Here is a 20,607-nt window from a genome sequence, read left to right as displayed (position 1 = left end):
AATTACCCGATGCGGCCGTCGCGATGCAGTTGTGCTCCAATCTCTCTGATCCTGGCTTCACCCGCACGCAACGCCTCCGCTGACGTATGAACCGAGTAATAGCCCAGCACGAGATTGTGCGGATGTAGGACCGCGGAGCCGAGGACGAACTCCGAATCTTTGTCGGCAGTGAATGCCAGACCGTCTTCGGACTCGCCAAACACGACAAGCTCGTTGGAGATCGGTTCGCCGGCGACGCGTAGTGCGCCGCGCTGAACACATAGCCAGGCGACCTCGTGGCCAGCCGGTGGCGTGTACTGCCACCGCTCGCCGGCCGAAAGCCTTACGAGCAGGTAGTTGATGCCCGCGGGTGCGGGTACCGGACTTTCGACGTCTCCATAACAACCCAGGATGACGCGGGCCGGACCGGTGTGAGGGACCTCGCTCGCAGATAAATACTGGCTACGTGGCGCGCCTAATTCGAGCTCAGGCGGCAACGCAACCCACAGCTGATAACCGCGCACCGGCCCATCGCCTCTTGCACGACCATCGTGCCACACGCCCTTGCCCGCGTTCATCCACTCCACACCGCCGGACGGCATGATCCCTGATGCGCCTGTCGTGTCTTCATACTCAACTTCACCTTCCAGCAGCACGGTCGTCGTGGCGAGGCCGGAATGGGGATGCATGGAAAACCGCATTTCGCTTTCCACCGAGCTATCGAAATAGTCGAGAAAGACAAAGGGTTTCAGCACCCCGCCAAGGTCGGACGGGCTGACCAGCCGTTTGACGGGACCGTATTGCCGGCCTGCGGTCCGCGTGACTATTGCATTGCGGGTCCGCAGTGGATCAGAGGTAAGGGCAGTAGTTTTCATATCGAGCAATACTCCATCTTCTGCATAACTTTGGCGACGAAACCTGGCGACGCGACGATCGCACACCGGATCGGGCAAGCGATCGCCTCGACAAGTCGTCTTCTCAGCTCGCGTTCAGAGCCGAAACACCCGAAGCGACCCGGCGGGTGCGCGCGTCCAGGCTGAATGCGCCAGCGCCGAAGTAGGTGATCTGCAGGAGGCCACCAGCCATCATCACGTTCTTGAGGAAGTGAATCATCTGGTTTTGATCCGCGAAGTTGTGGTGAAAGAAAATCGCAGTGACCACACAGAACAGCGCCATCGCCAGCGCCACGGCGCGAGCCCTGTAGCCCGAAATCAGCAGCAGGCCACCGCCCAGTTCGATCAGCACGGAAACAACGAACGCGAGTGGCGGCACGGGCAGACCCATGGCCGCGATATAGCCAACCGTCGCACCGTACGCTGCGAGTTTGCCGAGCCCGCTCATGACGAACGGCCCACCGATCAAGATACGACCTAACAGCGGAAGAAATTTAAAACGTTCCATTACGATCTCCAGAAATGAATTTGCGTAGGTGGATAACGAAAAAGGGAATCAGCCGGCGTCCACCATCACCAGCTCAGAATCTTCAAGAGCGGAAATCTGCGCCGCAGCGACCTTCGTGATCGCCACGCCGTCTAGCGGCCCAACGGGCTCGCCATTCACTTCGATGCGTCCTGAGGCCACGACGAGATAGGCACGACGTGCCGGGCTCAACTCGTGCCGAACGCTTTCGCCTGCCTTGAGCATCGCGCCAAGCACGCGCGCATCGGCGCGAATAGGCAGCGCACCTTCATCGCCGTCGAACCCACTGGCAAGGACTACGAAGCAGCCGGACCGGTCGCTTTTTGGAAACGGCTTGGTATCCCATGCGGGTCGAGCACCGGCTTCACGAGGTAGAAGCCAGATCTGGTAAAGCTTGAGCGGCACCTCGCCGCGGTTGAACTCGGCGTGACGTATGCCCGTGCCGGCGCTCATGACCTGGACATCGCCTGCGTGGATCGCGCCCTCGGATCCCAATGTGTCTCGATGCCCGAGTAAGCCCTGGCGCACATAGGTGATGATCTCCATGTCACGGTGCCCGTGCATGGGGAACCCGCCGCCCACGGCGATCTCGTCATCGTTCCAGACAATCAGGGGACCCAGGGCAGCGTGCGCGGGATTGCCGTCGGCGCTGACCACGAAATGATGTTTCGCGCGCAGCCACCCGAGATCCGCCCTGTCCAATGATTCCCAACGCCTGTGTGTGAGCATGTCCGCCTCCGTTTCCCGCCACCGCAACTACGACGACGTTCGCCGCCCGTGCCACTCGCCGGATTCGGCGCTGGTGCAAGCAATGAGACGAATGCTATATTTGCAACGAACTCGCGCATATCTCCCAGAGTGGAACGCATCATTGCCGTGGATAGAACGATCAGAAGGAGTTGACTCTGCCCATGAACGCAATCACTGACCTCAATGATCTTCGGCTCTTCGCAGAGGTGGTCGAGCACGGGAGCTATACGGCGGCCGCGCGCAGCCTCGGCCTGCAGACGTCGAAACTCAGCCGGCGCATTCGCGCTTTGGAAGAAGAACTGGGCGTGCGCCTGCTCAATCGCACCAGCCGGAGCCTGTCTTTGACGGAAACCGGGCGCCAGTTCCACCAGCATTGCCTTGCGCTGGTGGCAGAAGCAAAGGCCGCCAAAGATATCGTGGACCGCACGCGCTCCAAGCCGCAGGGCACCGTTCGCATCGCCTGCGCCGTGGCCTTACTGGAGTCTGGTATCTCCACGATGATCGCGCGGTACATCCACGACAACCCTGATGTCCAGATTCTGCTGGATGCAACCAACCGCCGCGTAGATGTTGTCGAGGAAGGCCTGGACTTTGCGATCCGGGTCAGGCTTCCGCCGTTGGAGAATACGGATCTTGCGGTCCGCCAGTTGGGCTTGTCGATCCGCATTCTGGTTGCCAGTCCTGCATTGGCCGCGCGTCACGCGGTGCCCAGTTCGATCGAGTCCGTGAAGGAATGGCCCACCCTCTCCATGGCCAGCAACAGCGAGAGATTTGTCTGGGATCTGGTCGATGCTGAAGGGCATGTGACATCGTGGGTGCACCAGCCACGCCTCGCGACCGACGACCTGGCCAGCCTTCGGGTTGCGGCGCTATCTGGCGTCGGAGTGGCAATGGTCCCCAGGGAGCTGGTTGAGGCCGATATTCAGGCCGGCCGCCTGCAGCACCTGCTGCCAGGTCTGGCTAGCACGCCGGGCCTTGTCCATGCGATCTTCCCCACGCGCCGAGGCATGGTTCCGGCCGTCCGTCATCTCCTTGATGCACTCGTTGCAGGCTTCGAAGATCTGAACCGGCAGCGCTAGAGCGGCGGCCGGTGTGGTGCGCCCGCATTTCGATCTTGATGTCGGCCAGACGGGTCCGTCTGGCCGACTCGTTCGCGCGTCGACGGTGCGAATTTGCCTGACGATCAGCCAAACAGCTTGTTCGCCGTCTGGGCGACCAGTTCGCCCTGGTGGCGCGCGCCGTCGAGATCAATGGCGCTCGGCTGCCGCTGCCCTTGTGTACCGGCGATCGTCGTAGCGCCGTACGGAGAACCGCCGACCACTTCGTCCAAAGTCATCTGCCCCGCGAAACTGTACGGCAGGCCGACAATGACCATGCCAAAGTGCAGAAGGTTGGTGATAACCGAAAACAACGTCACTTCCTGGCCGCCATGCTGGGTGCCGGTAGAAGTGAAGGCTCCGCCTACCTTGCCGACCAGCGCACCCCTCATCCACAAGCCGCCGGCCTGATCCAGGAATGCCGCCGTCTGCGACGCGATGCGCCCGAATCGGGTCGGCGTACCGACAATAATGGCGTCGTAGTCGGCGAGTTCGGCGATCGCGGCAACCGGCGCGTTCTGGTCCAGCTTGAAGTGAGCGGCCTCGGCGACATCTTGTGGCACCGTTTCCGGGATCCGCTTGATGTCGACCGTGGCGCCCGTGGAGCGCGCACCTTCGGCGACGGCTTCCGCCATCGTTTCGATATGGCCATACGAGGAATAGTACAGAACCAGAACTTTGGACATTCTCGACCTCCTTCCTATATCTGCGGTTATACCGCGGGGGGAAATTAGCCAGTTTTGTGGTGACTGGCTATCCAGCCCGCATTAACGGGCCGGACATGATCGTGTTGCCTTGGCCTGTCAATTTACATGCAAATCCCGGTCTGCCATTCCGTAGACGTCAAAAAAAAATATTCAGACTTGTCACGTAACGAGGAAGCCGCCGTCCACGGCCAGTTCAGCGCCTGTCACGAAGGAAGCCTTGTCCGATAAAGTCATACCGCAGCCGCAGCAATGCTGCAGCGCACGCGATAGCCGCCGCCCGCCCGATACCCGATCCACCGCCCGTGACGATGATCGTATTCCCTTCAAGAGCCCGGTCCATGGGTTGATACCCCCTTTTCAATCAATGCGCGAACAGCGGCGCAACGTCGATGTAGATACGGTAGTCGTCGATTTGCTTATTGCGCACCCGCCAGATCGTCACGGCCGGCACGGTCAGTGTCGATCCGTCCTTGCGCGTGTAGGTCACTTCGAGCCGCGAAACGATGACGTCGTCGACCGCCCAGACATCGAGCAGTTGGTGCTTGATGTCGGCAATCAATGCCATGAAGTTCTTCGAAGCCTCGGCAATATTTGCGCGTCCGACGACGGGCTCGCTATTGGCGTAAACAAACGTGCAGTTTTCGGTCAGGAAGCGAGCCATCTGCTGCTCGTCCTTCGAATCAACCGCCTTGTACACTTCTGATGCATAGTCGAATGCTGCTGTGGGCGCCACAGTTGGCATGATTAGTTTTCCTATTCACATAGTTGACAAATACGATGTTGTAGATCGCCTGCCGGCGGGTCAATGACTCAGCGATCTGACTGCGTCGGGCGCGGTGCTGAAGACGCGTGGCGGTGCAAGCTGCTTGACTAGCAGAGCAATACACGAAAGGGCTCCGGCAACGGCGATCGTCGCGAAGACACCTACAAAGGTGAAATGCCAGCGTACGAGTTCAGCTACCAGAAACGAGCCTGCGATGCCGCCAAAGCGGGCCATGCCGAGCATCCACGCGACACCGGTGCCACGCCCTTCAGTCGGATAAAAGGTGGCCGCAAGCGCATTCATTGATGCTTGCGCGGTGTTCATCAGTACGCCGGCCACCAGAACGATGGGCACGAGCAGGCCCATGTTTCCGGCTGTCTGCCCGATACAAAAGAGGCTGATCGCAGCGAGCGCGTAGCACGCGGCAATCACCAGATTTGCATTGAAGCGGTCCATCAGCGCGCCGCACAGCACCGCGCCGACACCACCCAGCGGGAACAGTGCCGAGATCAGCGTGGCGCTCTTCAGACTCAGGCCGGCATCCCTCAGCAGAATTGGCATCCAGTTGATCAATGCGTAGATGATCACGAGGCCCATGAAGGCCGCGAGCCAGAGCATCAATGAACCGACGATGTATGAACGCGACAGCACAAGGCCGAGCCCGCTGTCGCCCGTGGCCGGCGCGCTCTCGGTCAGTGCGAAAGCGCGCACATTGACCGCTTCATCGGAAATGCGCAGCAGAATGGCGCGAATACGCGCGATGGGCCTGCCATTTGCGACCATGAAGCGTACCGATTCTGGCATCTTGAGCCATAGCAGCACACCGTGAAGTATTGGTGTTACGCCGCCCAGCATCAGAACGCTTGGCCAGCCGGCATGGGGAACCAGCCATGCCGCAAGCAATCCGCCCAAAGCCGCGCCGAGCGGGAATCCGCAGCACATCAGGCTGGTCACCGTGGCGCGGCGTCCGGTCGGGCAGAACTCGTCCATCATGGTCACCGCGTTGGCCATCGCGGCGCCGAGGCCGATGCCCGTCGTGAAACGCAGCACAGTCAGTTGACCGATGTTCGTCGAGAACGCGGACGCGACACAGGCGACACCGAAGAGGAACACGGAGCCGACCATCAGGGACCGTCGTCCAACGCGATCGGACAAAGGACCGGACACGAGCGCACCGAACGCAAGGCCGAACAGCGCGGCACTCAGGACGGGTGCGAGGTCGGGCTTGGCGAGATGCCATTCAGTCAGCAACGACGGGGCGATGAAACCGATTGCCGCAGTGTCGAAACCATCCAGCAGGACAATCACGAAGCACATGAAAAAAATCAGTCGTTGAAAGCGGCCGAACGGGTGCTCGTCGATGAACCTCTGGACGTCGACGACCGAAGCACGTTTCATCGTTTGTCTCCTGCCAATGTGGCGCACTGGCCGCGTCTATCACGCTGCCTGACGACCAGAACCGATGCACGACTCCCGCGCCGCACGGCAAAATGCGGTGTGCGACGCGGTGACGCATGGAAGCAGTTACTGATCAGCCAACTCGTACCCGCTGACCTGTCTGATCAGACTGTTCAATCGCGGATAGAACTTTGTGAAGTACGAGCGCGTCATCAAAACCAGGAGCCTCCTCGGTTCCGAGGCGCAGATCGTCAGCCATCAACCGGTATATGCCTGCCACGTTTCGGGCAGCTACGGCATCCTCAAGACCAAAGTAATACGATTTCGGAATCTCAAGTTCGGTGTAGCCGTCCTCGCCCTTACGACCCGCTTCCACGCGCAGCGGCGAGATGTTCGCCACAGGCGCCTGTTCGATCGCTGCGGTGATGCGCAGATCCCCTTCGGTTCCATTGATCTCCCATAGAAACCGGGTTCCGCGCGGCAAACCTCCACGAAGCTCCAAAGACAGCGGCGCGCCAGACTGAAGCACCGCGTTGATCATCACATGATCGGGCGTCTTCAACGGGATGCTCTCCCCCGTTTCGATAGTGCTCACGCTTTGCCGACGCCGCGACAACACGGCATCAACTTCGCGGATCGGCCCCAGGACACTTTGCACTGCCGCAATGGCATGTCCACCAATGACCGACAGCAGGGTCGCGCCGTTTTTGGAGTCCATGGCATAAACGTCACCGCTCGGTATCGACGCGCCCCAACTGACCCCGGCGCTGATATAGGTCGACGACAACACCTCTCCCACGTACCCATCGGCAACGAGCTTACGGATGAATTGCACTTCAGGCGACGCAATGGCTTGCGTTCCAATGACGGCTAGCGCCTTCGTTTCATTCGCGAGACGAGCGAGCTCAGTGGCTTCGGCAAGTCCGTTTCCAAGCGGCCATTCGCAATAGACGTTTTTTCCAGCCTCAAGCGCCGCGGCGACCACTTCCTTATGGTATGGGACCTTTACCGTTACAACCACGACATCAATGTCTGGAGACGCGACGAGTTCCACCACGTTCTCAAAGGCGCGTGGAATATCAAACGCAGCGGCGGCGGCTTGCGCGCTCGCCAGACTGGTGTTGGCCACGCCGGCGATTTCAAACACATCCGACAGTGCCCGCAGTGCCGGAATATGAGCCATCGTGGCCCAACCTCGCTCGGCGCTCAGACCGACAATACCTACACGAAAACGCTTTTCCATTGCTTCCTCGAAACCATTAAGTACTTTCAGACGAACCCGTACCTGTACGACGGATCGTCTTTATCGCGCCGCCCAACGTTGGAGTTCTCGAGTGGCGCCAGGTCGGTGGGGACCGGGTCCGAGCGCTGCGAATCAAGCACCACCACGCGGTCGGCGATGCGCCATTCACCATTGCGCCGTTCCATCCGGTCGACGTACCGGATGTTCACGACCCAATCCGTGGCGGGCTTGTCGTCGTCAGGCCTCGTGCGGTGGAATGCCTGCGCATAGTGCTCCGCGCGCGCCACATCGCCATCCACTTCCACGTACTGGTTGCCGGTAAAGTGTTGTGTGCATTCAAAGGCGGGCAACAACTCCGCAGCCCATTCAATGAAACCTTCCACGCCGCCGTCATAGGCCCCGTGATGATCAATCGCATCCGGGTGATAACACGAGCGCAGGAGATCCCAGTCCATCCGGTCAATACTCCGGCAGTAGCGGATATGAACGCGCTTGATCTCTGCCTCGTCGAGAAACTGTTGAAGTCGCGATTCCACGGTAGTCTCCAGTTATGTTTTGCGAACGGTGATGGCGCTCCGCACAAGTGCCAACGTCATTTGCTCACGCTCGGATGCGCTCCGTACTCGCCTGTCTCCATCAACTGCGAGACTGCAAGGGCCCTAGGCGTCCAGCGAAGCGTCGCACGCGTTTCCAGCAACCACGCCTGATAGGGCTCAGGTCCGTTCTCGGCAGGTCCGTGGTGGATGACACCCTTCGGCACGCAGGTCAACGTGCCAGGCTCCGAGCATCCTCCCCAGACACCAGGTCCTCGCACATAGCAGATCACCTCATCAAAGTCCGCATTGATATGAACAGGTGGTCGACTCGAGATGCGCGAACTGAGGTTGAACATCAGGACGTCTCCCGCGCTGGACGACAGAAACGGACTCGGCGGGCCGCCCTCAGGCAAATAGGTGAGAACCTGAATCTTGTTCAAATTCAGCTTCCACACGGGAACCGACTCCGATAGTTGCAGACCCAGAGAAAGCGGGTCGTGCGGCATGGTGAACACCGTGTTCTCGCCGTCGAAGGTCTTCAATATCAGCTTGGTCGGTCCGCCCGCGGGAATCTCGGGATCAACCTTGGCGTACTTCAGGTCCCGCGCGACGTTGAGCATTCCTGTAGGCGCCGGAGGCGAGAGCTTCAAGGCTGCCGGGCTTTCGACGATGACGCTGCGCATGGCGTCGCCGGTCGGTGCGTATCGATACGCTATCGCACGCGGAATACACACAAAATCGCCTTCCTCGGCCGTGAGACTGCCAACGTCGGTTTCGAATTTGACATTGCCTGACTGAATGAAATGGATTTCGTCGGCTTCGACATTTCGAACTACATAGGGCATCGGCTTGCGGCGACCCGACACGAGCAACTTGACACCCTGCCTGGAGGTAGCCACCGTTGTCGGAAGGGCTTGCGCATCGTCCTGATCGTCAGGAATCAATCGATCGAGAACGGCCCGTCGCGGCGCATGCGGACCTTCCACAGAAAGGTAGTCTGGCGCGTATGTCGAGCGGGTCACGACAGAAATTGCGCCCATGAACCCATCCCGGGTCCACAGTTGCACAGGAGGCTGTCCGCCATTTGTCTGATCACTCATTTGTCAATCTCCTTCGTTATCAAACGCACACAACAGGCGTGCCTCGTCGCACCATCCAGGCATGCATAGTCACCGCACCCGAGGTACTGCACATCCTGCCCGCAAACGAGTTTTGCCTTTCCTGCGATCTATCTTATGCAAAAGCCGGACGAATAGCCTCGTGTGCAAGTGGCGCCGCGAAAGCGGCGCCACCACCGCCAGCTGTGATCAGCGGGTCGGCTTGCCGATCAGCGCCCGATACTCGTTCGCGGTCGCCGGAGTGCGTCCGAGCAAGCCAGCGATGTCACGCGCCATATTGAACATTTCCAGGTTGCTCTTGAGATGCTCGTCGCTGTTCGGGTACTTCCACGGCGTGTCTTCCGTGCCGATGCGGATGTGTAACCCCATCATCGTGGCAAGCGTCGTCATGTACAGCGTCGCGCGTCCCGCCGCACAAACACTGATGACTGAGGTTGGGTCAATCTTGCGAATCTGGTCGACCATCAGGAACATGTGTTGGGTCATGTCCTGGGCATCGCTGACGTAGGTGCCGGAAACCAGCGTGCGACCTACGTTGAACGGCAGGCCGTACAGAAGCAGCCAGTTGTACGGCTTCTTGAGAATGCCAGTGTCAATGAGCTTTCGCTTCGCGAGCTCGATCTCTCCGGAGCTATGGACGGCGAGTTCCGGCTTGACACCCGCCTCCTCGAGCGCCTCGATCGCCGGCACCATGAAGGCTTCAGGGTGACCCGGAGCGCACGGCGCTACCTCGGTCAATCCCGCACGCGCGGGACTCATGCACATATCGAAGGTGGTGCCGTGCAGCACGTTCAGGTTCGGGACGAAGTCATTGCCAAAGCGCGCCCTGAGCGGTTCCAGAACAGCGGTGTAGGCTTCGACCGGCGGAATGTCCCGGTCAAGGCGTCGCCCCTGTTTGTCGGTCATCCATGAAAAATCGATATGAACGCCACATGCACCGGCCTCGATCACGCTGGACGCTGCATCCACGTATTCCTCGAGCGACGTGGTCGTCTCAAAGCGGCCAGACACAGCCGCGTTGATGGCGATCTTGGGTGACACGTCCCATTTGGGTTGCAGTTCGGGTCCAGCGAGGAACTGATACTCCTCCATTTCGCGCTTGGCGGCTTCCCAAAGTGGCAGTTTTTCAATCATGATAATCCTCGACAGTGAAGTAAAGGTTCGAACTGTTCCGAACCAACGGCAATCACACTGGCAATAAGGGGTCCGACAGGGCTGGCATATCACTTCGCAAACCAGCCATTTGTTAGCACTCCTATTCCCACTCAAATCGATGCGGACGATGCCCCAACCTTGGAGCAGGGTCATAACACACGACCGGTCTACCGCTCTTGCAACCCGATCATTTGTGCTAAGATGATTCCATGCAAACTCGATTTATATCGAATGATGTGTTTTAGAATGAACAAAGTCAAGTGCAGTAGGGAATTCCCTGGGAAAACGCATTGACTGCAGCCCTTGTCTGGGCGACCCGGCTAACCGCCGGGTCGCATTTACATGTCGAGGTATGACGAATGGTTAAGTCCTACTCCACCGCAATCGATACGACCCTCGATGCCATCGAACCATTTTGTGGCTCAGTGGGAAAAGAACCGCCCGAGATCTTCGACGAGCGGGGCAGAACAGTTCCATGGATGACCCGAACGTTGCATCGGCTCTACGACGTGCAAGCGCAGAAGGTTCTCGACCGGGAAAAGGTATCCATCGCGCACTGGTACTACCTGCGCGTGCTGGCTCAACGCGGCGAATTGAACCAACTGGAATTGAGCAAGCGCGTTGGCATCGCCTCGACAACCGCTGTGCCCGCCTTGGACAGCATGGAAAAGCGCGGCCTGGTGAAGAGAACTCGCGATCCGAAGGACCGGCGCAAGTACTACGTGAGCCTCACTGGCGATGGCAAACGTCTGGTCGATGATTTGATGCCGGAGATCATGCACATGATCTCCGGCTCTTTTGGCGGAGTGGATCCTGACGAGATGCTCGTCTTCTGGAAGGTTCTGCACCAGATCGCGCAAAACCTCTCGGCGAAGTCCGACGAAGACCCGGTCGTCGATTAACCGGCTGACCTCGGTGCTGGACGCATCAGCGTTTTGAGCGGAGCGCACACAAAACAAAGCGGCCGAGATTTCCTACCGATAGGCGGGAAAGACTCGGCCGCGAAGCGCGCCATTTTCGAAAATGACGCCGCAACACTCAATACTACAGACCGCTGGCTGTGCCCGAGCGTGACGCTCCGTCAGCAGCACCGCCGTACCCTGCAACGGCGGCCTGGGACTGGGCCGTGGCGTTCTGTGCCGCGACTTTTGCTTCTGCGGCCCGGATGTTCTCGGGGTAGTGAACCCAGTCGCGCGGGTCATAGCCTGCTTGCTCGACCTGCGCCAGTTCAGCTTGCACCTGCGCACGAGTTACCGGCTCACTGGATTGTGCGAACGACGCAACCGGTGCTGCAACAAGGGCAGCAATCAGGACGATCCTGGTGGAAGACTTCATGGTGACCTACCTCAACGATTTTTGTTAGTGGCGCTACAAATAAGCTTCTCTAAGCTTGTCTGCCACGGCAGCACGAAGTCTAAAGGGTAATTCCCACCAGGGTAAGCACCAGCCCCGCCAACGCTCCGTTGCAGGTGCGTCAACAATAGGCCAACACGTGGCCTTGCCGGCTCGAAATCACATGCGCGCCCCCATCGCTAGGGAGATTCCCCAGGATTCTTGACTTTGGTCGTCCCGAAACACATTATTCGATATAAATCGATCTGTCATAGCATGATTTTACGTCAAACGAATGATGGAAGCGATGATCGCGGCTACCTGACCTGTCCCAGCCCGACGAGTTAGACGAGTCCAACGATTGGATCACATCACACAAATAACAAAGGACTACGTAATTGATGCCGGCAGGGAGGACGACAGGCGAAGCGCCGGTCGCGATCTTCTGCTCCGATATCCGCCTCAACCAACACTGAACCCAGGTTCATTACCCAATTCGAGGATCGTCATGTTCGATATGTTCAAGGTCTGGCAAGCTGCGGCGCCAAAAATGCAGATGCAGCGCTCTCTTCACAAACTCGGACTGCTTGTTTCAGCAGGTCTGATCTGCACTGCAGCCCATGCGGCAGACGATTCCCTCACGAACCGCCAGGGTGACATCACCCCGCTCTGCGGTACGAAACCGATGATTGTTGGCGTGTCTGATGGGTACGGTGGCAATACCTGGCGCAAAACGGGCCTTGCCGAGGTCAAGGACGAACTCAGCCGTTGCAAGAACGTCAAGCGTGTCATCTACAGCAATGCCAACGGTGACCCGCAGAAGGCCAACTCGGACATCAACAGCATGGTCGCACAAGGGGTCAACGTCCTGATCATGCTGCCGGATTTCGGCGCCGTCCAACTCCCGGCCATGCGAGCGGCCATGAAAGCCGGCGTGGCGGTTGTACCGTATTCAGCACAGATAGCGGGAGTCGTTGGGCGCGACTATGTCGTCAATGTCACTGGGGACACCAGGCAGATTGGCGTTCTTTGGGCTGATTGGCTCGGAACGACCCTCAAAAAAGGTAACGTCGTGTTCCTGGGCGGGTCGCCTGGCGCCGCGGGGTCCCAGAATTTCATGGACGGACTGAAGGGCGGTCTCAAGAAATACCCGAACCTGAAGCTGTTAAACGACCAGTTCGTTGTGACGAACTGGAACCCCGTGGACGCGCAAAAGGCCACGGCGGGGCTCATTGCGCAGTACCCGCACATTGACGCCATCGTCACGGACTACGGCGTGACGGCGCTCGCCGCTGCCAAAGCGTTCGAACAGGCAGACCTTCCGGTGCCGGCCATCGTAACGATCGCAAGCGACAACGAACTGAATTGCCATTTCCTGTCGGCCAAGAAGTCGGGAACCGCCTTTCCTTACTACACGCTCGACGGCACAACGACCTATGTGCGCTTTGCAGTGCGGCATGGGGTAGCGGCCTATCAGGGCGCGGTAGACAACGAGTCGCCCGCCGTCCTTCCTTTCGCCTATGCCGACAGCGCCAAGGGCCTCGATCCCAAGTGCGATCCGAGCGCGCCGCCCGATGCTGACCTTTCCTCAGCACTCCCTCCAGAAAAACTCAAGGCCGTGTTTGAGCAGTAACAGCCCGGGATAAATCATGAACGATCAGAACACATTGCTTCAGATTGACGGCGTCACCAAAGTCTTCCCCGGCGTGCGGGCACTCGATAACGTCACGTTCTCAGTGTTCGCGGGAGAAGTACACGGTCTCGTCGGTGAGAACGGTGCGGGTAAGTCCACGCTTATGGCTGTTGCGTCCGGAGCGCTCGTCCCCGAAAAGGGGCGTGTCGTGATCAACGGAGTAGAAACCAAAGGCGACACCGACGAGGCGCGGCGACTCGGATTGGCGATCGTGCGACAGGAACCGGCTCTCATGCCCGATCTGACCGTCGCAGAGAATCTCTACCTCGGCGTACCAGCCGAGCAACGTCCGTCTCTCATGCGAACAGGCGAATGGGCGCATCAACTCCTTCGGCAATGGAGTGACAATGTCGCGATTGACGCGAGCGAACGCGTTTTGAGCTTGAACCCCGAACAACGCTTCATTGTCGAGATCGTCAAGGCGCTCGCCGCCAAGCCAAAGGTTCTGGTTCTGGATGAGCCGACCGAACATCTGCTGACAGAAGACGTCGATCGTCTCTTTGAACGCATCCGCAAAGTCACCGCGTCAGGCTGTGCAGTCGTCTATATCTCGCACCGCATTCGCGAAGTACAAAAAATCGCCAATCGCCTGACCGTGCTCCGCGATGGACAAGGGCAAGGGACCTACGACGCGGCTGGTCTCAGTGAGCAGCAGATCGTCGAACTCATCGTCGGCGGCACGCTCGACCGTGAATTTCCCGCCAAAGCGGGCGATGGCCGCATCGGCAAAGTCCTCGATGTGGTGTCGCTACGCGGTGCAGGCTTCACCGACGTATCGCTTCAGGTCCGCGAGGGAGAAATCGTGGGCCTGGCTGGCATAGACGGCAATGGACAGCGCGAATTCGTGCGTGCCCTTGCTGGTCTCGCCCGAAGCCGTGGAAGCGTCAACGTGAACGGGAAACCGGCAAGACTTCAGAACTCCCAGGCGGCCGCTGCTTCCGGCATTCGCTGCCTCCCTGGCGACCGGCACCGGGAAGGGATCTTCGGTGAACTCTCTGTGCGCGAGAACTTCTCGATCCGCAGTCTGCCGTTCGACTCCATCAAAGGGTGGGTCAACCAGCGAAGTGAAGCCAGGCGCACCAAACTGGCCGTGACAGGTTTCGCAGTCAAGACGCCGTCCGTTGAGACGCCAATCCGCTCCCTGTCGGGCGGCAATCAGCAAAAGCTGGTCCTCGCGAGCGTCCTCGCAAGCAAACCCGAGGTCCTCCTCGTGGATGAACCGACGCAAGGCGTCGACGTGGGCGCCCGGATGGAAATCTACAAGGTGCTTCGTCAGGCCGCTGCAGCCGGCACCGCGGTGATCGTGGTCTCCTCCGACGCGATGGAAGTGGCGGGTTTGTGCGACCGTGTGTTGATTTTCTCGCGCGGGCACATCGTAAAGGAACTGCGCGACGCGGCGGTCAGCGAGAACAACATCACGTCTGCCGTGCTTACCGCAACCACCGAGCGTGAGAGGGGTTCGTCAAGCATTGGCGGATTCTGGAAGTGGGCTGCCGGAGACTGGGCCCCTCTTGTCATGCTTGCACTGGCAGTCTGCGCTCTGGGTCTCTATGCAGCGCACATGAACGAAACGTATCTGTCCACGCGGAACCTGAGCGGGATGCTGGCTCTGGTGGCGACGCTGGCCATCGTCGCATATGGGCAACAGGCACTCATGCTGGTTGGCGGTATCGACCTATCTGTCGGTCCCTTGATGGGCTTGATGGTCGTTATACAGTCCTTCTTCCTGAACGACGGATCCCCCTTGGGGCATCAGTTGTCGGGGTGGGTCATCGTGTTTCTCGTCGCTATCGCAGTCGGGCTGGTGAACTGGGTACTGGTCGGCCCCTTCCGGCTGCATCCCATGGTTGCGACGCTGGCGACTTACATGGCTTTGCAGGCGATTTCCCTCCTTTTGCGCCCGGTTCCGGGCGGCCTGATAGCTGATTCAGTGGTCGAGACAATTGGTATGCAGGCCGGATTCATACCGATCATCGCGATTGTTGCTGTCATTCTCGCCGTCGTGCTTGAGTTTGCCCTATTCAAAACCAGGCCTGGTCTCGTGTTTCGTGGCGTGGGCTCACGGACCGAAGCCGCCCGTATGGCGGGCCTACGGCCACAGCTCACGCTGCTAGCTGGGTATGTGGGCTGCTCGCTCCTGGCTGGCATCGCCGCCGTGCCGATGATGGCCCAGGTAGGCTCCGGCGACCCGAGCGCAGGCATTAACTACACGCTGGCCAGTATCGCAGCCGTTGTCATCGGCGGGGCAAGCCTGTTTGGTGGACGCGGGTCCTTTGTCGGCTCCCTGCTTGGTGCCCTTCTCATCATCCAGGTCAATGTGGTCACGTCATTTTTGGACATCGGAGATTCATGGCAGTCCTATCTGTTGGGCGGGATGATCCTGGCATCTGTCGCCCTTTATTCCAAGAGCAGAGAAATGGCGGTGGCGAAATGAGAAAGGTCATGAGCAATCACGCAGACGTAGTTTCAGATCTGGCACGGTCACTTTCCGCGAGGTCGAAGTCAGTTCGGATACCAGCATTCAGTGAGTTCTCGTGGATCTGGGTCGGATTGATAGTTCTTTTCTCCGTCAGCTCAGTCGTCGCGCCAGGCACTATCACCCGCGGTTCGATTCTGGCCATGCTTCCGTTCGCAGGCATCCTCGCAATCGTAGCCACCGGACAGACCCTGGTCATCCAGCAGCGGGGGCTCGACATGTCTGCCATTGGCATGGTCTCGCTTGCCGGCGTGGTGATGGCCCGCAGCGGATTCGGTCTTGATTCCATTGTCCTTGGGGTGATCGTCACCGTGTGCGTGGGCGCGATGGTTGGAATCGTCAATGGAACCCTGGTTTCGAAGTTCGCCATTACCCCCTTGGTCGCGACGTTGGCTGTCAATGCGCTTCTCATTGGGGGCGTGCGCTCGTTGACCGGCAATGTTCCAGTCAACGTCCCGACCATCATGCAGACAATCTCACACGCCCAGCTCATTGGATTGCCCGCCAATGTGCTGTTCGCCTTCGCTTTCGTGGTCACGGCGTGGTTCATCACCCGTAAAACTGCGATAGGACGCCGGTTTGTCGCTGTGGGTGTCAATCCGCGCGCGGCGGAAACTGCCGGAGTGAGGGTCCTCAAGTACAGGATTGGCGCTTATGTCGCATCGGCGGTGTGCTTCTCTGCCGCTGGAATGCTGCTCGCCGGATTCATTGGTAGCGCGTCGCAGACGTCGGGCGACGACTATCTGCTTCCCGCGATCGCAGCTGTCGTTGTTGGCGGCACGCCATTCACCGGCGGCAAAGGTAGCGTGATCGCCAGCGCGGTCGCGGCGCTGTTCATGGCGCAGCTTGGTCAACTCGTGCTGGCATTGGGTGCGGGGCCCGCCGTTCAGTTGTTAGTGCAGGCGTGCGCGATTCTGCTCGCAACCACCGTTCGCCACCTGCCAACGGCGCTAAGGACGCTTCGCAAAAGCTCGTAGTGGAAAGTAGTAGCTAGGGTTTGCGCGGGTCTCTTCCGGGCAAACGCGACTTGGAAGACTGATTGCATAGACCCGCAAGAGGTCATAAAGCAATTTCCGGAGATTCTTTTCTATATTGAGGATAACGAAATGAGAAAGATAATCTTATGTGCAGCGTTGATGGCGTGTGGCGTCTGCAACACCTACGCGCAGAGCTCTGTGACCCTGTACGGCCGCGTTGCATCGGGTCTGGATTTCGTCACAAACGTCGCTACGCCCAGCGGTCAGTCGAAAAACAACTACAGGTTCGGCAGCGACCAGTACGGATACAGCTGGTTTGGTCTGCAAGGCACTGAAGACCTCGGAGGAGGCCTGCACGCTGTCTTCAAACTGGAAAGCCTGTTTACTTCCGGAAACGGCCAGATTCCACCCAACACGATCTTCACCCGCGACGCGTATGTGGGTTTGGCCGCCGATAAATACGGAAGCATCTGGTTCGGGGAGGCCATGAGCCTGACGGATGAAACCGGTTGGTACATTGACCCGCTGGCGGAACAGGTAGGCATAGGCGTGGGTAACTTCGCCTTCGGGCGAGCCTGGGGTCCCCGATCGAATGTCGTCACCTACAATTCGCCCACCTGGGCTGGCTTCTCCTTCCGGGTGCAAGACGGTTTTGGCAACGAGGCTGGCAACTTCCGTGGCGGACGCCAGTTCAGTGTGAGCGCACAGTACACGCTGACCAGCTTCGCCGCGTACGGAGTTTATGAAGAGATCCACGACGCCAATGGAAAGTTTTCAGACCTGTACGCGGCCTCACGCGAGTACATGGCCGGCGCCACCTACCAGTTTGGTGGACTCAAGTTCTACACTGGTTATCAACAACTGGTTTCATCCGGGCAGGACACAGTCGCCACTGCGTTTAATCCCTTCGCCGCCACTCGCAGCCAGCAGGAATGGGTAGGCACCTCGTATCAGGTTACCGCTGCCCTTGCGGTCCAGGCCGCCTGGTATCACGGTAACGTGAATCATGGTGGCGGAGAGGGAAATCTCGCCGCCCTCGCCACGACCTACAACTTGTCAAAACGGACATTCGTCTACCTGACCGTCGGAGCGATGTTCAACGGCAAAAACTCCGCTTTCCCTGTTGAGACGGCCGATTCCCAACCGCTGCCTGGCCACAATCAGCAAGGCGGCTACTTTGGCATCATGCATATGTTCTAACCGATGGCCTGACGGAGTACAGGTACTTTAGTCCGGGCGTCCTCGGGGCGGTGTAAATACCGCCTTAGAGGACGCGTCCTTCGTTAAACCAGCCTTCTGAACGTATCGCTCCGAACGGAAGGCCGTTGCGCCTCAGATAACGCCCTTCAGGCACTCTTCCGCGCGCCAGCCATGCATCCATTGCAGTGCGTCATAGAACTGCTCCTGCGTGCGGCCGATCCAAAGGGAATTCCGAACCTGTCGCTCGACGCCCTTCGCGTGATAGATCCTGCCCATCTCACGCGCCGAATACAGCACGCGCGCCGTGCGTGGAATACGTGCGGTCTCGTACAGCTTGAACGCCGCTTCGAAATCGCCATCCGTCGCAGCGACGGCGGCGCCCAGCGTGACGGCATCTTCGAGCGCCTGGCAGGCGCCTTGCGCCAGGTATTGCGTCATCGGATGCGCGGCATCACCGAGCACCGTCGCGCGTCCAAAGCTCCAGTGCTCAACGGGGTCCCGGTCCGCCGTGGCCCAGCGCTTCCATGAAGTCGGCCGGTCGAGCATCTGATGCGGCAACGGATGAATGCCTTCGAAGTAGGACAGCACTTCCTGCTTGCTGCCTTCACGCACACCCCATTCCTCTTTCTCGCGACTGTGGAACGTAACGACCAGGTTGTATTGGCGACCACCGCGCAGCGGATAGTGCACGAGGTGGCAATGTGGACCGGCCCACACCACAGGCGCATTGATCTGCAAATCCTCCGGCATGTTTTCGACGTCAACGACGGCGCGATACACGACATGCCCTGTCACGCGATGCTCGTCGCCGATCAACGCCTTGCGTATCGCCGACTTCACCCCATCGCAGCCGATCACGGCATCCGCGTGGTACCGCTCGCCGTTCTGATCAATGACAGTCACGCCGTCGGCATTCTGCTCGAGTTCGCAGACCTGCGTATTGGTGCGGAACTGGATCAACGGATGATCCTTCACGGCTTCGAGAATCGACAGATGAATGTCGGCACGATGAATCACCGCATACGGATTGCCAAAGCGCGCACGATACGGGGCGCCGACGTCGATCCGCATCACTTCCTTTGCGTCAAGCGCATCCATCAGTTTCAGGTAGTCCGTGAATACGGCGCGGCTGCGCGCTGCCTCACCAACGCCCAGCGCATCGAGTGCGTTAAACGCGTTTGCGGCCAACTGGATTCCCGCGCCGATTTCCTGGATCTCAGGCGCCTGCTCGAGCAGTTGCACGCGAATGCCTTGACGCGCGAGCGCCAGCGCGGTGGCGAGGCCGCCAATGCCGCCGCCGATCACGAGCACGCACCGGCCTTTGTTGTTTGTCTCACTCATGGCTGTCTCCAATCTCCAATACTGCAATCAGGCAATGTAATCGGGCTGGCGCTGCGGCTGTGCAACGTCGAATGCCGGGTGTTTCGATGCGTATTCATAGACAGCGAGACTGCGCGGATACGGACTCAGATCGCAGTCCATGCGCAGCGCGTTTGCGACCTGCGGCACCAGACACAGGTCGGCGAGCGTCGGTTGCGCACCAAAGCACCACGGACCTGCGTTGCTGCGTTCGAGCATGCGTTCGACGCCGGCCATGCCCTCTGCGATCCAGTGCCGATACCACGCGCTCTTCTGCTGCGGCGTGACCTTCAATTGCGTTTCCAGATAGCGCAATACCCGCAGGTTATTGACGGGATGGATGTCGCAAGAAATCAGCGAAGCGAATTCGAGCACGCGCGCACGCAGTACCGGTTCGAGCGGAATCAAACGCGGCTCGGGGTGCTTACCGTCGAGGTAATCGATGATCGCGAGCGACTGGCCGAGTTTGAAATCGCCATCGACTAGCGCGGGCACCGTCGCGGACGGATTTACGTTCGCCACATAGTCCACTGCGCGATGTTCGCCGACACGGATGTTGACGGGCAGCGTCTCATACGCGAGTCCCTTGAGCGCGAGCGCAATGCGTACGCGGTACGACGTCGAGCTGTTGAAGAAGCTATAGAGTTGCATGAGTAGACCTCCGAACCATGCAGGTGACGTATCTCAAGCCACGCACACCGTGACTTCGCCAAGACGCTCGACGCCGACCTTCATCGTGTCGCCCTTCTTCACCGGTCCGACGCCTTCGGGCGTGCCCGTGAAAATCACGTCACCCGGTTCGAGGCGGAAGAATTGCGACAGATACGCAACCGTCTCTGCGACCGACCAGATCAGATGCGACACGTCACTCTTCTGTTTGGTCTCGCCGTTGACCGTGAGCCACAGGCCGGCATTCTCGAAGTGACCGATCTCGTTGGCCGGATGAATCGGCCCGATCGGCGCCGATCGGTCAAACGACTTGCCAATCTCCCACGGACGGCCCATCTCGCGCATCTTCATCTGCAGATCGCGGCGCGTCATGTCGAGGCCGACCGCGTAGCCCCATACGTGATCGAGCGCCTGTTCGACGGCGATATCCGAGCCGCCCTTGCCGATTACCGCAACGAGCTCGGCTTCATAGTGGTAGTTGGTCGTCTGCGACGGGTAAGCCAGTTCGAGCGTTTCACCGTAGGCGACGGGCACGACGGCATCGGCGGGTTTGCAGAAAAAGAAAGGCGGCTCGCGATCGGGATCGAAGCCCATTTCGCGCGCATGCGCCGCGTAGTTGCGGCCCACGCAATAGACGCGGCGCACCGCGAATTGAGCGTCGCTACCGGCGACGGGCACAGTGACGGGCGCTTCAGGCGGGAAAACAAAAGTCATGATGAGTTCGACTCGACAGATA

General features: G+C 59.3%; 20 protein-coding genes. 6 read left to right on the top strand and 14 right to left on the bottom strand.

Annotation, left to right across the window (positions count from 1 at the left end):
- Nucleotides 1-2: 2 nt before the first annotated feature.
- The 3 genes from P3T40_RS20625 to P3T40_RS20615 form a co-directional block, all read right to left on the bottom strand.
- Complete coding sequence (locus tag P3T40_RS20625; protein ID WP_429269580.1) at nt 3-854, bottom strand: pirin family protein; 852 nt, start codon at nt 852-854, stop codon at nt 3-5.
- A 103-nt stretch (nt 855-957) separates the two neighbouring features.
- A complete protein-coding gene (locus P3T40_RS20620) occupies nt 958-1,380 on the bottom strand; it encodes a DoxX family protein (RefSeq protein ID WP_429269579.1) in 423 nt (140 codons plus the stop codon).
- 48 nt (nt 1,381-1,428) lie between these two features.
- Nucleotides 1,429-2,127, bottom strand: coding sequence for a pirin family protein (locus P3T40_RS20615; RefSeq protein ID WP_429269578.1), 699 nt, complete (start codon nt 2,125-2,127; stop codon nt 1,429-1,431).
- A gap of 182 nt (nt 2,128-2,309) precedes the next feature.
- On the opposite strand from P3T40_RS20615, the gene P3T40_RS20610 reads away from it, so the two are divergent.
- Nucleotides 2,310-3,227: a LysR substrate-binding domain-containing protein gene (locus P3T40_RS20610; RefSeq protein WP_429269577.1), complete on the top strand. Its 918-nt coding sequence runs from the start codon at nt 2,310-2,312 to the stop codon at nt 3,225-3,227.
- A gap of 104 nt (nt 3,228-3,331) precedes the next feature.
- On the opposite strand, the gene wrbA is transcribed toward P3T40_RS20610, so the two are convergent.
- The 7 genes from wrbA to P3T40_RS20575 form a co-directional block, all read right to left on the bottom strand.
- Complete coding sequence (gene wrbA / locus P3T40_RS20605; RefSeq protein WP_429269576.1) at nt 3,332-3,931, bottom strand: NAD(P)H:quinone oxidoreductase; 600 nt, start codon at nt 3,929-3,931, stop codon at nt 3,332-3,334.
- 382 nt (nt 3,932-4,313) lie between these two features.
- Entirely contained in the window at nt 4,314-4,694 is a 381-nt protein-coding gene (locus P3T40_RS20600) for a nuclear transport factor 2 family protein (RefSeq protein WP_429269575.1), read from the bottom strand.
- 60 nt (nt 4,695-4,754) lie between these two features.
- Nucleotides 4,755-6,113 (bottom strand): MFS transporter, encoded by a 1,359-nt coding sequence (locus P3T40_RS20595; RefSeq protein WP_429269574.1) that lies wholly within the window; start codon nt 6,111-6,113, stop codon nt 4,755-4,757.
- Between the two features lie 133 nt (nt 6,114-6,246).
- On the bottom strand, nt 6,247-7,356 hold the full coding sequence (locus P3T40_RS20590) for a Gfo/Idh/MocA family protein (RefSeq protein ID WP_429269573.1): 1,110 nt from the start codon (nt 7,354-7,356) through the stop codon (nt 6,247-6,249).
- Between the two features lie 26 nt (nt 7,357-7,382).
- Complete coding sequence (locus tag P3T40_RS20585) at nt 7,383-7,892, bottom strand: nuclear transport factor 2 family protein (RefSeq protein ID WP_429269572.1); 510 nt, start codon at nt 7,890-7,892, stop codon at nt 7,383-7,385.
- A gap of 56 nt (nt 7,893-7,948) precedes the next feature.
- Entirely contained in the window at nt 7,949-8,992 is a 1,044-nt protein-coding gene (locus P3T40_RS20580) for a homogentisate 1,2-dioxygenase (RefSeq protein WP_429269571.1), read from the bottom strand.
- Nucleotides 8,993-9,199: 207 nt separating this feature from the next.
- Nucleotides 9,200-10,144 (bottom strand): 3-keto-5-aminohexanoate cleavage protein, encoded by a 945-nt coding sequence (locus P3T40_RS20575; RefSeq protein WP_429269570.1) that lies wholly within the window; start codon nt 10,142-10,144, stop codon nt 9,200-9,202.
- A gap of 380 nt (nt 10,145-10,524) precedes the next feature.
- Between P3T40_RS20575 and P3T40_RS20570 the strand changes: the two genes are divergently transcribed.
- The gene (locus P3T40_RS20570; RefSeq protein WP_429269569.1) at nt 10,525-11,067 is read left to right on the top strand and encodes a MarR family winged helix-turn-helix transcriptional regulator; all 543 of its coding nucleotides are present in this window, start codon (nt 10,525-10,527) and stop codon (nt 11,065-11,067) included.
- A gap of 142 nt (nt 11,068-11,209) precedes the next feature.
- Here the strand turns inward: P3T40_RS20570 and P3T40_RS20565 are convergent, their stop codons facing one another.
- Nucleotides 11,210-11,500 (bottom strand): DUF4148 domain-containing protein, encoded by a 291-nt coding sequence (locus P3T40_RS20565; protein WP_429269568.1) that lies wholly within the window; start codon nt 11,498-11,500, stop codon nt 11,210-11,212.
- Nucleotides 11,501-11,858: 358 nt separating this feature from the next.
- Here P3T40_RS20565 and P3T40_RS20560 point away from each other — a divergent pair, with 358 nt between their 5' ends.
- The 4 genes from P3T40_RS20560 to P3T40_RS20545 all read left to right on the top strand — a co-directional run bounded on the left by P3T40_RS20560 (nt 11,859) and on the right by P3T40_RS20545 (nt 17,843).
- Complete coding sequence (locus tag P3T40_RS20560) at nt 11,859-13,130, top strand: substrate-binding domain-containing protein (RefSeq protein ID WP_429269567.1); 1,272 nt, start codon at nt 11,859-11,861, stop codon at nt 13,128-13,130.
- Between the two features lie 16 nt (nt 13,131-13,146).
- Nucleotides 13,147-15,624, top strand: coding sequence for an ATP-binding cassette domain-containing protein (locus P3T40_RS20555; RefSeq protein ID WP_429269566.1), 2,478 nt, complete (start codon nt 13,147-13,149; stop codon nt 15,622-15,624).
- Nucleotides 15,625-15,809: 185 nt separating this feature from the next.
- Entirely contained in the window at nt 15,810-16,643 is an 834-nt protein-coding gene (locus P3T40_RS20550) for an ABC transporter permease (protein WP_429269565.1), read from the top strand.
- Nucleotides 16,644-16,772: 129 nt separating this feature from the next.
- On the top strand, nt 16,773-17,843 hold the full coding sequence (locus tag P3T40_RS20545; RefSeq protein ID WP_429269564.1) for a porin: 1,071 nt from the start codon (nt 16,773-16,775) through the stop codon (nt 17,841-17,843).
- 132 nt (nt 17,844-17,975) lie between these two features.
- Here the strand turns inward: P3T40_RS20545 and P3T40_RS20540 are convergent, their stop codons facing one another.
- From P3T40_RS20540 to P3T40_RS20530, 3 genes are read right to left on the bottom strand one after another with little or no spacing between them, the layout of a single operon-like run.
- A complete protein-coding gene (locus P3T40_RS20540) occupies nt 17,976-19,184 on the bottom strand; it encodes a 3-hydroxybenzoate 6-monooxygenase (RefSeq protein ID WP_429269563.1) in 1,209 nt (402 codons plus the stop codon).
- Between the two features lie 27 nt (nt 19,185-19,211).
- The gene (gene maiA, locus P3T40_RS20535) at nt 19,212-19,853 is read right to left on the bottom strand and encodes a maleylacetoacetate isomerase (RefSeq protein ID WP_429269562.1); all 642 of its coding nucleotides are present in this window, start codon (nt 19,851-19,853) and stop codon (nt 19,212-19,214) included.
- A gap of 33 nt (nt 19,854-19,886) precedes the next feature.
- The gene (locus P3T40_RS20530) at nt 19,887-20,585 is read right to left on the bottom strand and encodes a fumarylacetoacetate hydrolase family protein (protein ID WP_429269561.1); all 699 of its coding nucleotides are present in this window, start codon (nt 20,583-20,585) and stop codon (nt 19,887-19,889) included.
- Nucleotides 20,586-20,607 lie beyond the last annotated feature (22 nt).

The sequence above is a fragment of the Paraburkholderia sp. EB58 genome (assembly GCF_050436665.1).
Taxonomy (GTDB): domain Bacteria; phylum Pseudomonadota; class Gammaproteobacteria; order Burkholderiales; family Burkholderiaceae; genus Paraburkholderia.
This window is presented reverse-complemented; position numbering and strand designations above follow the sequence as displayed.

Excerpts from the sequence above, each read along its gene's own strand:
- P3T40_RS20625 (WP_429269580.1), bottom strand. The coding sequence starts at position 854 with ATGAAAACTACTGCCCTTACCTCTGATCCACTGCGGACCCGCAATGCA.
- P3T40_RS20620 (WP_429269579.1), bottom strand. The coding sequence starts at position 1,380 with ATGGAACGTTTTAAATTTCTTCCGCTGTTAGGTCGTATCTTGATCGGT.
- P3T40_RS20615 (WP_429269578.1), bottom strand. The coding sequence starts at position 2,127 with ATGCTCACACACAGGCGTTGGGAATCATTGGACAGGGCGGATCTCGGG.
- P3T40_RS20610 (WP_429269577.1), top strand. The coding sequence starts at position 2,310 with ATGAACGCAATCACTGACCTCAATGATCTTCGGCTCTTCGCAGAGGTG.
- wrbA (WP_429269576.1), bottom strand. The coding sequence starts at position 3,931 with ATGTCCAAAGTTCTGGTTCTGTACTATTCCTCGTATGGCCATATCGAA.
- P3T40_RS20600 (WP_429269575.1), bottom strand. The coding sequence starts at position 4,694 with ATGCCAACTGTGGCGCCCACAGCAGCATTCGACTATGCATCAGAAGTG.
- P3T40_RS20595 (WP_429269574.1), bottom strand. The coding sequence starts at position 6,113 with ATGAAACGTGCTTCGGTCGTCGACGTCCAGAGGTTCATCGACGAGCAC.
- P3T40_RS20590 (WP_429269573.1), bottom strand. The coding sequence starts at position 7,356 with ATGGAAAAGCGTTTTCGTGTAGGTATTGTCGGTCTGAGCGCCGAGCGA.
- P3T40_RS20580 (WP_429269571.1), bottom strand. The coding sequence starts at position 8,992 with ATGAGTGATCAGACAAATGGCGGACAGCCTCCTGTGCAACTGTGGACC.
- P3T40_RS20575 (WP_429269570.1), bottom strand. The coding sequence starts at position 10,144 with ATGATTGAAAAACTGCCACTTTGGGAAGCCGCCAAGCGCGAAATGGAG.
- P3T40_RS20570 (WP_429269569.1), top strand. The coding sequence starts at position 10,525 with ATGGTTAAGTCCTACTCCACCGCAATCGATACGACCCTCGATGCCATC.
- P3T40_RS20565 (WP_429269568.1), bottom strand. The coding sequence starts at position 11,500 with ATGAAGTCTTCCACCAGGATCGTCCTGATTGCTGCCCTTGTTGCAGCA.
- P3T40_RS20555 (WP_429269566.1), top strand. The coding sequence starts at position 13,147 with ATGAACGATCAGAACACATTGCTTCAGATTGACGGCGTCACCAAAGTC.
- P3T40_RS20550 (WP_429269565.1), top strand. The coding sequence starts at position 15,810 with ATGCTTCCGTTCGCAGGCATCCTCGCAATCGTAGCCACCGGACAGACC.
- P3T40_RS20545 (WP_429269564.1), top strand. The coding sequence starts at position 16,773 with ATGAGAAAGATAATCTTATGTGCAGCGTTGATGGCGTGTGGCGTCTGC.
- P3T40_RS20540 (WP_429269563.1), bottom strand. The coding sequence starts at position 19,184 with ATGAGTGAGACAAACAACAAAGGCCGGTGCGTGCTCGTGATCGGCGGC.
- maiA (WP_429269562.1), bottom strand. The coding sequence starts at position 19,853 with ATGCAACTCTATAGCTTCTTCAACAGCTCGACGTCGTACCGCGTACGC.
- P3T40_RS20530 (WP_429269561.1), bottom strand. The coding sequence starts at position 20,585 with ATGACTTTTGTTTTCCCGCCTGAAGCGCCCGTCACTGTGCCCGTCGCC.